Annotated in this window: 17 protein-coding genes; 10 read left to right on the forward strand and 7 right to left on the reverse strand. The window is 34.5% G+C overall.

The window, feature by feature from the left end; all coding sequences use genetic code 11:
- Positions 1 to 142 precede the first annotated feature (142 nt).
- The 4 genes from IGI43_RS15280 to IGI43_RS15295 form a co-directional block, all read right to left on the reverse strand.
- Positions 143 to 1,549: a sensor histidine kinase gene (locus tag IGI43_RS15280; RefSeq protein ID WP_438758638.1), complete on the reverse strand. Its 1,407-nt coding sequence runs from the start codon at positions 1,547 to 1,549 to the stop codon at positions 143 to 145.
- Positions 1,533 to 2,177, reverse strand: a complete 645-nt coding sequence (locus IGI43_RS15285; RefSeq protein WP_438758639.1) for a response regulator transcription factor — start codon at positions 2,175 to 2,177, stop codon at positions 1,533 to 1,535. The genes IGI43_RS15280 and IGI43_RS15285 overlap by 17 nt, the downstream gene beginning before the upstream one ends.
- A gap of 15 nt (positions 2,178 to 2,192) precedes the next feature.
- Entirely contained in the window at positions 2,193 to 2,684 is a 492-nt protein-coding gene (locus IGI43_RS15290) for an FtsX-like permease family protein (RefSeq protein ID WP_438758640.1), read from the reverse strand.
- A gap of 197 nt (positions 2,685 to 2,881) precedes the next feature.
- Positions 2,882 to 3,451, reverse strand: coding sequence for a glycoside hydrolase family 73 protein (locus tag IGI43_RS15295; protein ID WP_438758641.1), 570 nt, complete (start codon positions 3,449 to 3,451; stop codon positions 2,882 to 2,884).
- A 463-nt stretch (positions 3,452 to 3,914) separates the two neighbouring features.
- On the opposite strand from IGI43_RS15295, the gene IGI43_RS15300 reads away from it, so the two are divergent.
- Positions 3,915 to 4,220 (forward strand): rhodanese-like domain-containing protein, encoded by a 306-nt coding sequence (locus IGI43_RS15300; RefSeq protein ID WP_438758642.1) that lies wholly within the window; start codon positions 3,915 to 3,917, stop codon positions 4,218 to 4,220.
- Positions 4,210 to 4,464 carry a metal-sensitive transcriptional regulator gene (locus IGI43_RS15305; RefSeq protein WP_438758643.1) on the forward strand — a complete coding sequence of 85 codons (255 nt, stop codon included), beginning with the start codon at positions 4,210 to 4,212 and terminating at the stop codon, positions 4,462 to 4,464. Before IGI43_RS15300 ends, IGI43_RS15305 begins: the two co-directional genes overlap by 11 nt.
- Positions 4,465 to 4,798: 334 nt before the next feature.
- Here the strand turns inward: IGI43_RS15305 and IGI43_RS15310 are convergent, their stop codons facing one another.
- Entirely contained in the window at positions 4,799 to 5,740 is a 942-nt protein-coding gene (locus IGI43_RS15310) for a DMT family transporter (protein WP_438758644.1), read from the reverse strand.
- 156 nt (positions 5,741 to 5,896) lie between these two features.
- On the opposite strand from IGI43_RS15310, the gene IGI43_RS15315 reads away from it, so the two are divergent.
- The 6 genes from IGI43_RS15315 (at position 5,897) to IGI43_RS15340 (ending at position 11,428) form a co-directional block, all read left to right on the forward strand.
- Positions 5,897 to 6,298, forward strand: coding sequence for a DUF3224 domain-containing protein (locus IGI43_RS15315; protein WP_438758645.1), 402 nt, complete (start codon positions 5,897 to 5,899; stop codon positions 6,296 to 6,298).
- Positions 6,299 to 6,746: 448 nt separating this feature from the next.
- Entirely contained in the window at positions 6,747 to 7,178 is a 432-nt protein-coding gene (locus tag IGI43_RS15320) for a hypothetical protein (protein ID WP_438758646.1), read from the forward strand.
- 180 nt (positions 7,179 to 7,358) lie between these two features.
- Positions 7,359 to 7,628 carry an ACT domain-containing protein gene (locus IGI43_RS15325; protein WP_438758647.1) on the forward strand — a complete coding sequence of 90 codons (270 nt, stop codon included), beginning with the start codon at positions 7,359 to 7,361 and terminating at the stop codon, positions 7,626 to 7,628.
- 176 nt (positions 7,629 to 7,804) lie between these two features.
- Complete coding sequence (locus IGI43_RS15330; RefSeq protein ID WP_438758648.1) at positions 7,805 to 9,148, forward strand: PFL family protein; 1,344 nt, start codon at positions 7,805 to 7,807, stop codon at positions 9,146 to 9,148.
- Between the two features lie 135 nt (positions 9,149 to 9,283).
- Entirely contained in the window at positions 9,284 to 9,670 is a 387-nt protein-coding gene (locus IGI43_RS15335; protein ID WP_438758649.1) for a DUF1149 family protein, read from the forward strand.
- 366 nt (positions 9,671 to 10,036) lie between these two features.
- Positions 10,037 to 11,428, forward strand: coding sequence for an L-cystine transporter (locus IGI43_RS15340; protein ID WP_438758650.1), 1,392 nt, complete (start codon positions 10,037 to 10,039; stop codon positions 11,426 to 11,428).
- A gap of 115 nt (positions 11,429 to 11,543) precedes the next feature.
- On the opposite strand, the gene IGI43_RS15345 is transcribed toward IGI43_RS15340, so the two are convergent.
- The gene (locus IGI43_RS15345) at positions 11,544 to 12,353 is read right to left on the reverse strand and encodes an MBL fold metallo-hydrolase (protein WP_438758651.1); all 810 of its coding nucleotides are present in this window, start codon (positions 12,351 to 12,353) and stop codon (positions 11,544 to 11,546) included.
- A 126-nt stretch (positions 12,354 to 12,479) separates the two neighbouring features.
- Here IGI43_RS15345 and IGI43_RS15350 point away from each other — a divergent pair, with 126 nt between their 5' ends.
- Together IGI43_RS15350 and trhO are read left to right on the forward strand one after the other, a co-directional pair.
- Positions 12,480 to 12,851, forward strand: coding sequence for a VOC family protein (locus IGI43_RS15350; protein WP_438758652.1), 372 nt, complete (start codon positions 12,480 to 12,482; stop codon positions 12,849 to 12,851).
- A gap of 327 nt (positions 12,852 to 13,178) precedes the next feature.
- The gene (gene trhO, locus IGI43_RS15355; protein ID WP_438758653.1) at positions 13,179 to 14,120 is read left to right on the forward strand and encodes an oxygen-dependent tRNA uridine(34) hydroxylase TrhO; all 942 of its coding nucleotides are present in this window, start codon (positions 13,179 to 13,181) and stop codon (positions 14,118 to 14,120) included.
- 325 nt (positions 14,121 to 14,445) lie between these two features.
- Here trhO and IGI43_RS15360 read toward each other — a convergent pair whose 3' ends face one another.
- Positions 14,446 to 15,087 (reverse strand): type 1 glutamine amidotransferase family protein, encoded by a 642-nt coding sequence (locus tag IGI43_RS15360; RefSeq protein WP_438758654.1) that lies wholly within the window; start codon positions 15,085 to 15,087, stop codon positions 14,446 to 14,448.
- Positions 15,088 to 15,156: the final 69 nt, after the last annotated feature.

Below are 15,156 nucleotides of genomic sequence, written 5' to 3' on the forward strand. Positions count from 1 at the left end.
CTGAGGTGCATTTTACCTCATTCAAATTGCATCTTTTTTCCTAGGAGCAAGCCCGTGAAGCTCAATAACATAAACTAAGTCTACCAACTCAATGTTACAGAAAAATGCCAAAATCAAACACAAAAAAACAAGCGCAAAAATACTACGCTTGTTTACTGACTTTATAAAAATGTAAAACAAAAATCAATGTCTGATGGACCAATCTTGCTTCGATCGTAAAGCTATGTTCATCCATGATCGACTGAACGATTGACAGGCCAAGACCTGTTCCTGAGAGATTTTTATTCCGTGATTTTTCATGGACATAGAAGGCTTCCCAAAGCTTATTCACCTCAAAATCCGAAGCTAGGGAAGTTTGATTACTGATCGTAAATTCAATAAATTCTTCTGTTTCCCGCCAACTGGCTTGAATTTCTTTGTCCGTAGTGTATTTAATACTGTTGGTCAATAAATTATCAAAAACTCTTTTAAGCAGAATTGGATCTGCTTCAATCAATGAAAGCGACGTATCTGTGTCTGCTTCCAGCAACAAAATTTCTTCTTTTTCCATTGTAGGTCGAAGCTCCGTTAAAGTTTGCCGCCAAGTATCTGATAATTGAATCGGCACTTTATGGATCGGCTGTTGCTGTTCTAATTTTGCATAATCTAACATCTGATCAACGATATCATTCAATCGCTGAGTTTGCTGTAAAATCACCTTTAGATAAGTTCCGTCGTCCAAATCGTCTTCAATTCCTGAACCATATGCTTTGATCAAGGCGATCGGCGTTTTTAACTCATGAGTTAAGTCAGCTGTAAATTGTTTCAACTGTTCATTTTTAACAAGTAAATTCTTTTGATAAGTTGCCAAAGCATAACTCATTTTATTGATGCTAAGAGCTAACTCACCAATTTCATTTGCCGGAATATCATCTGTTGTGACAAAACTTAGCTCAGTGATTTCTTCTGCAACTTTTTTTAAGTTGACCAAAGGATCAGTTATTTTTCGAACAGAAATATAAATCAATACAATAATTAAAACTAAGGTCAGACTCAAAGAAATAAAATTAAACGTATTGATCAAACTCGCTGTTTCAGAAAAATTCACTGTAGAAATACCGACCAAATAAAAAGTGTTATCAATCACGCGCATTTCAACTAAGAAAGTGGATTTCTGTTTTCCTTGATCGAAATTACGTTGAACAGGTTGAGGAGCATTTTGTAGTTGATCCAATGTTTCTTGTGTGATCCAAAAACGATTTAATGCTACTTTTTTTCGATTCAACTCTATATTCAAAGATTCATTGAAATCATCAAGTGAGGTATCATCTAAATTTCGAGTAATGATCGTGACTTGATTTTTGTTTTCTAGTTCAATTAGTTGTTGTTCTGAATCGGCTTGATGTTTTATATCAGTCATAACAGAGCTAACTTTATGTTCCATTTTTGAAAAATAGTAGTGCGGGACGATTAAACTATTCAAAACAAACATAACAATAAAGCTGCCAATGATGATCAATGAAAAGGTCAAAGTAAGCGTCGTACTGATTTTTCTAGTTTTCTTTTTCAATGAGATAGCCCACTCCTCTTTTGGTGGTGATGATCTCATCGCCAATTTTTTCACGAAGTCGTCTAATATGTGTGTCAACAGTTCGTGCTACGCCATCATAGTCCATTCCCCAAACACCGACTAAAAGCTGTTCCCTTGTTAAAATACTCCCGCGGTTTTTAACAAGGATCATCAGCAAATCAAATTCTTTTTTTGTTAAATCCAGAACTTGTTCCTCTTTCCAAATTTTTAAATTAGCTGGATCAATCAGTAAATCTTTTACATAAAACGAATGCGTTAGACCAAGCAATTTTTTAACACGTAATAATAATACTTGAGGATGAAAAGGTTTGGTGATGTAGTCATCTGCACCGCTGGATAAAGAAAGAAACTCATCTTCACCAGTTGATTTTGCGGTCAGCATCAATACCTTTAATGAACTTTCAGCTTTGATCGTTTTAATGACTTCAATGCCATCGATTTCAGGCATCATCCAATCAATAATGGCTAAATCTAATTTTTCTTGATAAAAAATATCTAAGGCTGCTTCACCATCCAGCGCAGCAAAGACCGTAAAACCAGCTTTTTTTAAATAGGCACTAACGATTTGGACCATTTCCGGACTATCATCGGCAACTAAAATATTCATATGAAAAGACTCCTTTTAAAGATCTGTTATTTTTTGTTTTAAGTAAAGGAATTGGCAAACAAGTAAAAGTGAAAATAATTCGATCAACGAAAAATCTACATAAAAGACGAAATAGCTTGGCGGATACAAAACACTTGTCAGCCAAGAATCTGACGATAAAAAAAAGAATGTATAAAGACTTTCAGCTACGAAAAAACTCAAGATACAACTAGGAACAATTAGCAACAAAGAGCCAAGAAAAAGCTCCCGGGTTACTTGCAGCACGGAAGCACCTAACATTTTTTTGATGATAAGTTCTTTTTTATCCAGTATTATAGCTCTATGAAAATAGAGGAAAAGATACAAAACTCCAAATAAAAATAAACCGATACTGAAAATAAGTAACGCGATTTTTAAGCTATTTAATAAAGTGAGTAAAACTTCATTAGAATCTGATTGAAGCAAAGCCTCCAATGAATCGGTCTGTTCCAGTATCCTTTTTTGTTCTATTTCTTCCAAATGAATCACAGTAAACCATCCATGAAACAGTATCGCCAAAAAAAAGAAATACAGAAAAGAAAAAATGCTTTTCAAAATGGTTCTGACCTTATTGCGTAGGAGATCATTAATACTATCTTTTAAAACATAATAAAAGGCATTCATATCAACAATCTCCTAACTTTAAGCATCACAGGTTGCCAAGAACAGCTTTTGATATGCTTTGTCTATTTATCGTATTTATTTAGTTTAAATTCATCAATCAATTCAATTAATTTTTCAGCATAGTCTGGGTCAGTCGCGTAACCACCATTTTGCAAGGCAACAGCTGCTTCACGGTAATTTTTGCTTGTTTTAATTCCTTCATAAGTGCCACCTTTTAAAAATTCCATATGGTCAGCCATGGATTCTTGAATTGTTCCATATTTTTTAAATGAATCATCTATTGTGATTCGTTCACCATCAATAAATTCATCTGTGGGCATAATACTGGATTGGTCATTAAACGTACCTTTGATCCCAAATAGATTATTTGCTTCAAGTGCCAATTCACTGCGGCCCCAATCTGATTCCAAAATAGCTTGGGCAACGGTGATACTGGCAAATAAATGGGTTTGCTTTTGTAAAAGTTTCGCTTCAGATGCTATTTCATCAATAAAAATCTGCTGATAAGCAGTCGCTTCATCTTGGATTGGTTGTTCTTCTTTATTAAAAATCAGAAAAATACTAGCAAATGAAAGAAGTAGAATCAATAGTAAAGGGAAGATATTTTGTTTTCTAAGCATTCCTTGATTCATGTGATAACCTCTTTTCTTGTTGTTATTTTAGTAACTGTATTCATTATAGAGGTTCAATGTTACAAAAATATGCCAAATGAGTTAATATTTGTTTGATTTTCTTAAGAAATACTTTAGTTTGACAAGAAGTAGGATAGTAAAGTCTATTTGCATTCTAAAAATAGGAAACAAGATTCTTTACAATTCAAAAAAAATCAATTAGAATTAATTTCTTAAATACCCATAGGGGTATAATGTGACAATTGTTGAAACTGCTCCGCAAAACCTTCATCTTTTCTTCTTCAGCAAATCGTCAAGGGCATCAAAAGGACAACTACCAATAAAGAAATCATCGCTAGTTGTCAATGTAGGAAACGTAGTTCATTAGCTGAGCGAATCTTAAAAATAATGATTTTAGTGTTAAAAATTTAGATGGCACTTTTCAACTATACAGTATGATTTACCATCAGGAGGTTATTAAATAATGTATAAAGCAATGATGATCGATGAATTTGAACAATTGGAAAAAAGAAATGACTTAGCTATTATAGATGTACGGGAAGACGATGAATATGTTTCAGGACATATCAAAGGAGCAAAAAGCATGCCGCTAAGTACGTTACAGGAAACAGCTGAATCTTTAGATAAAGCACAATCTTACTATATTATCTGTCAAGCTGGTGGACGTTCACAAATGGCTAGTGAATATTTTGCTTCATTAGGGTATGATGTAACGAATGTAATGGGCGGTATGTCCGCATGGGAAGGGAACGTTACTGATGACGTGTGATCCTAAACTAGCGAATCGATTGAAACGTTCTGAAGGACAGCTTCGCGGCATTTTAAAAATGATGGACGAAGGAAAAGATTGCCAAGAAGTGGTGACACAATTAATGGCTGTTCGATCTAGTATTGATAAAGTGATCGGACTTGTCGTAACTGAAAACCTGAAGCAATGTATGGAAGATGAAATGATCGATTTAGCCAGCGAAGATATGGCAAAAGCACTGGAAATGATCGTAAAAACAAGATAAAATAAAAAGTCGAAAATCAGTAGACGCTGGTTCTCGATTTTTTTATTTTATAGTGAGGGGTTCTTTTTTTAAAGCCAGCCCGATTGCTCTAGTTCACATAAAGAAACGGAAACTCTGAATTGGGATGTACGGAAGAATTTTGATAAATCTAGATGACCAGCCTCCGTTATAATACTAATAGGATCATTAAATAATGACGGTTGTTTGCTATTCGTTCATTATTTCTCATTCATAAAATAAATAGCCGACCTAGAAAATGTTTAGGGTGGGAAAAACCTTATGAGATATTCTACGAAAAGTCATTAAACTTAACTGAATGACATCCATCAAATAGTTACTCAGTTAGTTCTAATTTTTTATTTTTGCTAATTTTTTCGCCATAGTTTGCAAATAACAGTACTGATAACAATACAATCCCAATCCCAATTATTTGTATTGGGGGAAGAACTTGACTTAAAAGTAGTGGTGTTAAAATATTAGCAACTAAAGGTTCTAAAGCAGCCGTTATATTTGATAACGATGCTTCAATGTAATTTAAGCTGCCTAAAAAACAACAAAATGAAACCGCAGTACCAATGACAATTATAAATCCCATATACAAAATAACCTTTTTATCGATAGCAAAACCGGGTTGCCAGATTGGATGAATAAGCTGGAATAGGCTTCCTCCAATTAACATTCCCCAGCCAACTACAACAGGTGAACCATAGTTTAACAAGATTCTTCGGGGTTGCAATGTATAAAAAGCAACGCCAATAGCTGAACCTATCCCTATTATCAATCCCGAAATATTAACATCTAATTTTGTGAAATTTCCTCGCGTAACAATTAAGAAAACACCTACAAAAGCAAGTACGATATAAAATAATTCTTGCAAAAGCATTTTTTTCTCTTTCCTTAGAACTAAATAAAGATAAATAAATATTGGACTAGTAAATTGAAGAATAGTTGCTAAACCAGCACCATTTTTTTCTATTGATAAAAAAAATAAATATTGACAACCACTCATACCAAATAATGCAAATAGAAGCAGCATGCCTGTGTCTTTTTTAGATTTAAATATTGAAAATATTTTCTCCTTTTTTATGAACGTTGAATATAATAGAATGATGATTCCTGCTCCTAATAATCTAGTCCCGACTACCCATTCTACTGGGGCTTTTAATGTTGAAAAGACTAAATCAACAAAAGTTCCATTTATTCCCCAAAGTATTGCACCTATTACTGCTAAGAGAATTCCTTTTGTTCTTTTATTTTCCCCTATTTTTGAAAACAAATAAATACCTCCAATTACAAAATATACGTTTACATTTTAGCAGAAAAATAAACTATACAAAAGATTTTTCAAAAAAATCTCGCGCTTAATTTGGTCATTTTAACTTGCGAAAAGAACGTATGTTTGCTAATCTGGTATTTATAAGGAGGGATAAGTGTGAGCATAGCATTTAATGTAACAAAATGGGAAGAGCAACCAGTAGACGAACAAAAAGTAGATTTTCCAGTGAATCGTGTTCAGGCAGAATACGAACTAGATGGTCTTTTACAAGGCAAAGCTTGGGTCGAGTATCTTCTTTATTATTTAGAGAGCAACAAAGAAGATGGTCACTTGGCAACAGCAAGGATCACAGGATTTCTTCACTTTGAAGGCCAATATAAAGGGAAAACAGGAACCTTTACAGCAGCTGAAAAGGGGATTTTTGATAAGGGATCACTGGATTCACCAGGAATGATCATTAAAAGTACAGGAGAATTACAAGGTTTGACGGGGTCTTATCAATATGATTTTATTGGTGAAGAGAGTAAATTGATTTTGGATTTTAAGGACGATGAATAAAGATAAAGCAATAAATCTGGCAGAACAGCTGGAAGTGTCGATACACAGAATGTAGCGATTCCGAGTTGTCTGCCTTATAAGTTCCACTATAAGCTTAAAGCGGACGAAATAGAGGCATCCTTTAATTGGATCTCCATTATTTTGTCCGCTACTTTTGCTGATGATGAGCACGATCAAAATATTGTGGGGCTACAACATTTTGCAACAACCAACCTAAAAAGTATCACTCTTCTAGTCATTAAACTTTCCTTTGTATTCAAAAAAGTAGAACAATAAATTGCTGTTGATTTTTCAACATGTGGACGAGAAGATGAAGTAAACACGATTGGATCAATCATCAAAGATGAGGGTTTAAAAATCAGCCATATTTATTTTTGATTCAATTTTGATTATACCTCTTGAAACAATGATTTATGACTGAGATAATAATAGAGAAAAGAGGGATCATATGGGACAAATTTGGCTTGAACGACTACTTCGCTGGAATGCAAAGATCCAAAAATTATTGGTAGGAAGATATGCTAGAATGGATCAATTAAACATAACACTATTGAAAGGAATGTTAGTTTTATTGCTGGTCAATCTATTTTTACCGACAATGATTGCTTTTTGGTTGGCGGCGTTACTTTTATTAGGACTAAACTACCGTTTCTTTTCCAAGCGAATTTACCTGCGCTCCAATGAAAATACTCGCTACATAGTTAAAATGCAGAAACTAAAAAGCAAGTTTGATTTTTCAAAAGAAAAGCTCAAAGCGCGTAAAACGTATACTTTTTTTAAGTGCCCCAATTGCAAACAACAACTAAGAGCACCAAGAGGAAGAGGTAAGATTAAAGTCACTTGCTCAACTTGCAAAGAACAATTCAATAAAACTGTTTGAATAAGAAAACTTCTGAGAGAATTTAATAAAAGTTCAGAAGTTTTTTGTTAAATAAAAAACGAACGTTCATTAATTTTCAACGTTTTTTGTTCTGATTTTTTGTTAATAATTGAACAAATTATGATATAATAGGAAAAACTTATTTAGCTATTTTAGCTTTTATATTTAGGAGGAAACTATATGCGCGCAGTATTGACAGTTATCGGTAAAGACAAAGTCGGAATAATCGCTGGAGTCAGTCAAAAATTAGCCGAATTGGATATGAATATTATTGATGTTTCACAAACGATCATGGATAGTTACTTTACAATGATGATGGTATTAGAAATGTCTAAAGACAACAATAATGTAGAGATGATTCGTTCCGAACTAAATTCTTTAGGAGAAACGTTAGGTGTGAAAATCAGTATTCAAAATGAAGAAATTTTCAATGTTATGCATAAATTATAAAAATCAATGTTGAGTCATCTAGTTATACAGGTCAGCAATAGACACTACATTATCCAGCTGCCCGGGCTTGCTTTTAGGAAAAAGAGAAAAGATGTCTGTGATAAAAACGGTCACAAGCGTAATTTCTGTCAAGGTTGAACAAGCTCTTTCAACGTTTAAATTTAGGAGGAAAAACTTTGGAAACAAATCAAATTCTAGAAACGATCCGTATGATCGAAGAAGAAAATTTAGATATTAGAACGATCACAATGGGTATATCATTGTTAGATTGTATTGATAGTGATAGCGATCGAGCTTGTCAAAAAATCTATGATAAAATCACTCGTTTAGCTCAAAATCTAGTTAAAGTTGGAGAAGAAATTGAATCTGAGTATGGAATTCCGATCATTAACAAACGAATTTCAGTAACACCGATCGGAATCATTGCGGCTGCGAGTTCTGATACAGACTATGTAAAATATGCCAAGGCACTAGATAAAGCAGCACAAGCAGTGGGCGTTAATTTCATCGGTGGATTCAGTGCCTTGGTTGAAAAAGGCTACCAACACGGTGATGAGATTTTGATCAATTCGATCCCTCAAGCATTAGCTGAAACAGAATTTGTTTGTTCTTCCGTAAATATCGGATCAACAAAAGCAGGCATCAACATGGATGCAGTTCGTCATATGGGATACATAATCAAAGAGACAGCTGCAAAATCCGATATGGGCTGTGCCAAGTTAGTCGTGTTTGCAAATGCAGTGGAAGATAATCCCTTTATGGCAGGTGCATTTCATGGAGTTGGCGAAGCAGATTGCGTAATCAATGTCGGGGTCAGCGGACCAGGTGTTGTTAAACGTGCGCTCGAAAAAGTAAAAGGCGAGCCTTTTGATGTTGTGGCAGAAGTGGTAAAACAAACAGCTTTTAAAATTACTAGAATGGGACAATTAGTAGGTAAAATTGCATCAGAACGTCTAAATGTTCCTTTTGGAATTGTGGATCTATCCCTTGCACCAACACCAGCTGTAGGAGATAGCGTAGCGTATATTTTAGAAGAGATGGGTCTAGAAAGTGTGGGAACGCATGGCACAACAGCAGCTTTAGCGTTATTAAATGACGCAGTGAAAAAAGGTGGCGTGATGGCATGTAATCATGTCGGTGGGCTATCAGGTGCTTTTATACCAGTTTCAGAAGATGCTGGAATGATCGATGCGGTCAATAATGGTGCGCTGAATTTAGAAAAATTAGAAGCAATGACAGCAATCTGCTCCGTTGGTCTAGATATGGTCGCTATTCCTGGTGAAACATCGGCCGAAACGATTGCTGCGATGATTGCGGATGAGGCTGCAATCGGTGTGATTAATCACAAAACAACTGCTGTTAGAATCATTCCAGCTAAAGGGACAAAAGTTGGTGATATGGTAGAATTTGGTGGATTATTAGGCAGAGCACCTGTCATGAAAGTAAATGATTATGCTTCGACAGACTTTATTTTACGTGGTGGACGGATTCCAGCACCTATTCACTCATTTAAAAATTAGATTAAAAAAAGGGCTTGAGTATTCGTGATAAAAAGATGTGTGGTATAATAAAATTGTAGATAAACTATTGTTTGTTCAGAACTATTTGAATAGAGATAATCATTATTGAACTTAAAAAAAGGGAGAGTTTAATTCATGGAAATAAAACGTCAACAAGAAGTCGTAGAGGCTTTTCATTACGATATGCGGACTCAAGATATGGAAGAAGTGGAAACAGATCTTAGAGTAGGATTTTCACCAATTGAATCAACTGATGAAAACTATCCAAAAGAAAACTCGATCATTGCTGCTCGTTTAGAGTTTCGTCTGATTTTTGAAGAGTATATCTTGTCAGGTTCAGTTAGCCAGATCAATCATATCATCAATCATAAAATTGAAAGTCAAGAAGATATCTCGCAAGAAGAAGTGGATGAATTAGTTAGTCCACTATTTAATATCGTACAACGCATGGCATATGAAATTACTGAAATCGCGTTAGATAAACCAGGTATCCAATTAAACTTCCAATCAGCAGCTGAATAATAAACAAGATTTAAACTAAAATCGTTTAAAAAAGAGTTTGTGATAGTTTTTGACTATCACAAACTCTTTTTTTGTATCATTATAGAAACAAAATAATAGCTATTAACCTTTCAAATTAGGTACAATAGATTTATCACTGAAAATGAATTGATTTATTTTTAGGGCGGGTCGTTGAAGAATGATCCCCGGGAACCTTTACTTCCTTTGATGGACTTGTCATTTCAATTGCGTCTTCTGGCTTCACTAGTTACTTTTCGGGAAAAAGATCAAATTTATCTGTGATAAAAAGAATCACAACTATATTTTCTTATTTCTCTATCAGTGTTGAACGAGCCCGTTACGCATCTAAATTTAGGAGGGAAAAAAATGACAACACTCATCACTGTTTTAGTGGTCCTTGCTTTTCTTGCAGTGTTATACGTCTTCTATCGTATGCAGACAAAACACTATAAATTTTCAACGCGTGTTTTTGCCGCATTGGGTGTAGGTATTGTATTAGGTGCAATTATTCAATTCGCATTCGGTACCCAAGACGAAGTTACAACGCAAGCAATGGAATGGATCGGTATTGTAGGTAATGGATACGTAGCGTTTTTACAAATGCTCGTAATCCCCTTAGTTTTTGTTTCTATCGTCGGAGCATTTACTAAGATGAAAGAGTCCAAACAATTAGGTAAAATTAGTTTCAATGTACTAGCAACTTTATTAGGTACAACAGCTATTGCGGCGTTGATTGGAATTGGTACAACCTTATTATTTGGCTTACAAGGAGCAAAATTTACACAAGGAACGGCAGAAACGGCACGAATTGCAGAACTTGCGACGAGACAGGAAACCGTTGAAAATCTATCGATTCCACAGCAAATTTTAGCGTTTATTCCTAGAAATGTTTTTGCAGATTTTGCAGGTACAAGGGCAACAAGTACGATCGGTGTTGTAATCTTTGCAGCCTTTGTCGGTGTTGCATACTTAGGTATAAAAAGAAAAGCACCGAAAGAAGCAGAATTTTTTGCGAATTTGATTGACAGCCTTTATAAAATCACGATGCGTATTGTGACTTTAGTTTTACGTTTAACACCTTATGGCGTTTTAGCGTTGATGACAAATGTTGTAGCGACAAGCGACTTTGATGCGATTCTTAACTTAGGAAAATTTGTACTGGCGTCATATACTGCGTTGCTGATTGTACTGTTCGTTCATTTATTGATCTTGGTTGCAGTTAAAGTAAATCCTGTGAATTATTTGAAAAAATCTTTCCCAGTTTTGAGCTTTGCTTTTACCTCAAGATCAAGTGCTGGAGCATTACCTTTAAATATTGAAACACAAACAAAAGCATTAGGTGTTGATGATGCAACAGCTAACTTTGCAGCAAGCTTTGGCTTATCGATTGGTCAAAATGGTTGTGCTGGGGTGTATCCAGCTATGTTAGCAACAATCGTTGCGCCGACTGTTGGGATTAACGTTTTTAGTTTAGAATTTATTTTAATGTTAGTTGCGATCGTAACGATCAGCTCGTTTGGTGTGGCTGGTGTCGGTGGTGGCGCAACATTTGCTTCGTTGATTGTTTTAGGTTCTATGAATTTACCGGTGGCTATTGTTGGATTAGTAATCTCTGTAGAACCATTGATCGATATGGCTAGAACAGCTATAAATGTCAGTGACAGTATGGTAGCAGGGATCGTAACTAGCGCACGAATCAACGAATTAGATCGAGATGTTTTAAATGATAGCAATCTAGTTGTTGAAGAAAATGCATAAAAAGTGATTATTTATCTTCACTGAGAATAAGTATAAAAGAAGGTTGGACAAAGGCATTTGTTCGGACTCCTTAAGGCTAGGACATAACTCTACGAGTTATGTCCTAGCCTAATTTTTAGTTCCATTCGATTTGCATTCCGACACCAACTTCTTCAATGGATTGTTGATAATGAATTTTTGCTTTTGCTTGAAAGGAGACACAATGACAAGGATATAAACTAGTTATTTCATTATTTTTGAAATACTCGATTGTTTTATCTAATTGTAAGTCGTCATCAAATAAATGAAAACCACCGATGATACTTCGAATTGTTTGATTACCAGTAATTTGTTTAGCATATTCACAAATATTGCTGATGCCACTGTGAGAGCAACCAGTGATGATATAAATGCCATCTTGACCCTCGAAAACCAGAGCAGAGTCATCTAACACATAATCCGGCGTAAAATATTCTAGTATTTTTGTTTCACCAACTTGTTTACGTGGTTCAAAATCTACTAGTTCGGGTATTTCTCCAAGAAATGTAATATTTGGTGAAAGCTTAATAGGTTTTTTTGAAAGAAGTAGCTCATAATTTTCTTGAAGTTCTTCCGTGCTTACAGAAGATCCGATAGCCAATTCGTCTTCTTTCTTAGGTAAAAAAGTCAGTGGATGGGCTATGATTTGTGGCTTTTGCTTTGTAAAAATTTCAGAAATTGATTTTAAACCACCAGTATGATCATTGTGACCATGAGATAAAGCCAATTTTGTTATTTTACTCAAATCAATATTTAATAAGTTAGCATTTTTTATAAAAACATCACTGAATCCCGTATCAAAAAGAATTTTTTCTTCTTCATCCTCAATATAAAAAGACAACGCAGGTTCACCCAAATAATAATGATCGATGTATACATTATTATCTACCAAAACAGTTAGTTTCATATTTCCTCCTCTTAAAGCAATTATATTTGCATAAATATTACCATAAGTTATGATAGAAAGTATATAATAGAAAAGCACGTATCTTAAACGAAAAACAGAATGAACTAAAGAATAGGAGCAAAAATCATGTTTACAAATCAAATCAAAATAATGTTATACGTAACAAATGTAGAAGAGTCAAGTAAGTTCTGGCAAAAAATCGGCTTTGTAGAAAAAGAAAGAGATGCTGTTGATGGCACATTAGTTGTGGAGATTTCACCAACTGAAAATGCAGATACAATGATTGTTTTATACGATTTAGAATTTATTCAACAACACTCACCAGAGGTTGCTGGAAATACACCATCATTGATGTTTTTCGCGGATGATGTGATGGCACTATACAAAAGAATGAAAGAAGCAGGCGTACGAGTAGGGGAATTAGTCCAATTGCCAACAGGATTAGTATTTAACTTTGCCGATAATGATGAAAATTATTTTGCAGTATCTGGTCAGTAAGGAATCAATTTGAAAAAACTAGCCAAACTTTTTTAGGAAAGTTTGGCTAGTTTTTTATCTAGTGTAATTGTAAAGGTAAGATACTTTTATCGATTTTTTATTGATTCAGCTGCACAAGCTAGATAGCTGAACAAAATTTTTTTCTGATTTATTTATAGTCTAAATGGAATGTTTCGCTTTTTTTATATGTGCATTTTTCCACAAGCAAATAGCTCGCTTTTCTTATTTCTTTTTTTATATACTAAATATGTATGAAGAAAAAATCAGGGACTGTACAGTTATTATGGAGATAGCAAAACAGTTTCTAAGAAAAAGGAGAAAGATAAAATGGATTACCGCGTATTACTTTATTATAAATACACGACGATTGAAAAACCCGAAGAATTTGCAAAGGAACATTTAGCTTTTTGTAAATCATTGAATCTAAAAGGAAGAATTCTAGTTGCAACAGAAGGTATCAACGGTACACTTTCAGGAACGATTGATGATACAGATGCTTATATGGACGCAATGCTAGCTGATGAACGCTTTAAAGATACCTATTTCAAAATAGATGAAGTGCCAGAAAATGCGTTTCATAAAATGTTTGTCCGTCCTAGAAAAGAACTCGTTTCTTTAAGCTTGGAAGAAGATGTGAATCCGTTAGAAATAACTGGAAAATATTTAGAACCGGCTGCGTTTAAAGAAGCATTACTTGACGAAAACACTGTTGTAATCGATGCAAGAAATGATTATGAATTTGATTTAGGTCATTTTAGAGGTGCTGTTCGCCCGGATATTCGCAATTTTAGAGAATTGCCGCAGTGGATCAGAGACAATAAAGAACAATTTATGAATAAAAAAGTTGTCACTTATTGTACTGGTGGTATTCGCTGTGAGAAATTTTCTGGCTGGTTGATGAAAGAAGGCTTTGAAGATGTTTCTCAACTTCATGGTGGTATTGCTGTTTATGGAAAAGATCCAGAGACAAGAGGCGAGCTATGGGACGGTAAAATGTATGTCTTTGACGAACGAATCAGTGTTGAAATTAATCATGTTGATAAAAAAATCATCGGGAAAGATTGGTTTGATGGTACGCCATGCGAACGTTATATCAATTGTGCCAATCCTTTCTGTAACAAACAAATTTTAGCCTCAGAAGAAAACGAAGCGAAATATCTTGGTAGTTGTTCTGATGAATGTCGTCATCATCCTGCAAATCGTTATGTGATGAGAAATGAACTGTCAAAAGAAGAAGTTAAGGAGAGACTAGAAGCAATTGCAAACTAGTAGGTGAAAAATATATTTAGATTAGAGGGAAAACTGATCGTTTGAATTTTTCTCTCTAATCTAAAGTGTTAGAGTATTAGGAGAGAGCAATTCATTCCTCGTTGTAATCAAGGATTAAAGAAAAATTATTCTTAAACGTTGAGCTTATTTCCGAAAGTTTTAGAAGTCTTTAGTCAAAAGAGTAGATAATTAATTTTTAACCAGACAAAAAATTTTGTCTGGTCTTTTTATGATTGTAAGCTAGATCATCTGAAGCACTAAGTTTATTCTAGTAAATTTAATTAAAAATCGATTTAGATTAGATCCAATTTGTTTAGGATAATGGCTAATTATCTTGATTACTAGAGGGTAAAGTTTGCATGAGTGAGAAGAAATATTCAGCCTCACCAGTATTAAAATAATCGTACCAAAAATCCAGTGTATCCGATTGAAAAACTCCTAAATGTTCAATAATTTGTTTTGTCCATAACAAAGCTCCGGTAGAATTTGCAGTAATAAGATTGTGATCCGCCACTGATGGCTGATCTATATAAAAACGTTGGCCTTTATAAGCAGGTGAAACCATTTCAAGAAATCCTGCTCCATTACTGGTATGAGGACGCTTATCCAATAGCCCAACATTAGCAAGTGCAGCAGTGGCCCCACAGATAGCACAGACTGTAAAGTCTAGAGCGAGAAATTCACTGGCTTTTGTTATTATAGCACCATGTTTTGAGTCATCCCACGTGTCTGCACCCGGTAATATTAGCATGCTTGTTTCACTCACATCAATAGCATCAATCAAGCAATTAGGCACAATGGTCAGTCCACCCATTGTATGGATTGGCTCCATAGAATGGCTAACCATTTTTAACGATAGTTGTTGCGCCTCTTTTTTGAAAAAACGACCAGAATTTAGCTCAGAAAGAACGTATCCCATTTCCCAGTCGGCTAAAGTATCAAGAACGTAAACATAGATTGTAAACATAAATTTCCTCCATTATAATTTTTTTTGCTACAAGGATGTGATTTGATAATAGAATATTTATCTATTGCT

Source organism: Enterococcus sp. AZ126 (assembly GCF_051714545.1).
Lineage (GTDB): Bacteria > Bacillota > Bacilli > Lactobacillales > Enterococcaceae > Enterococcus_L.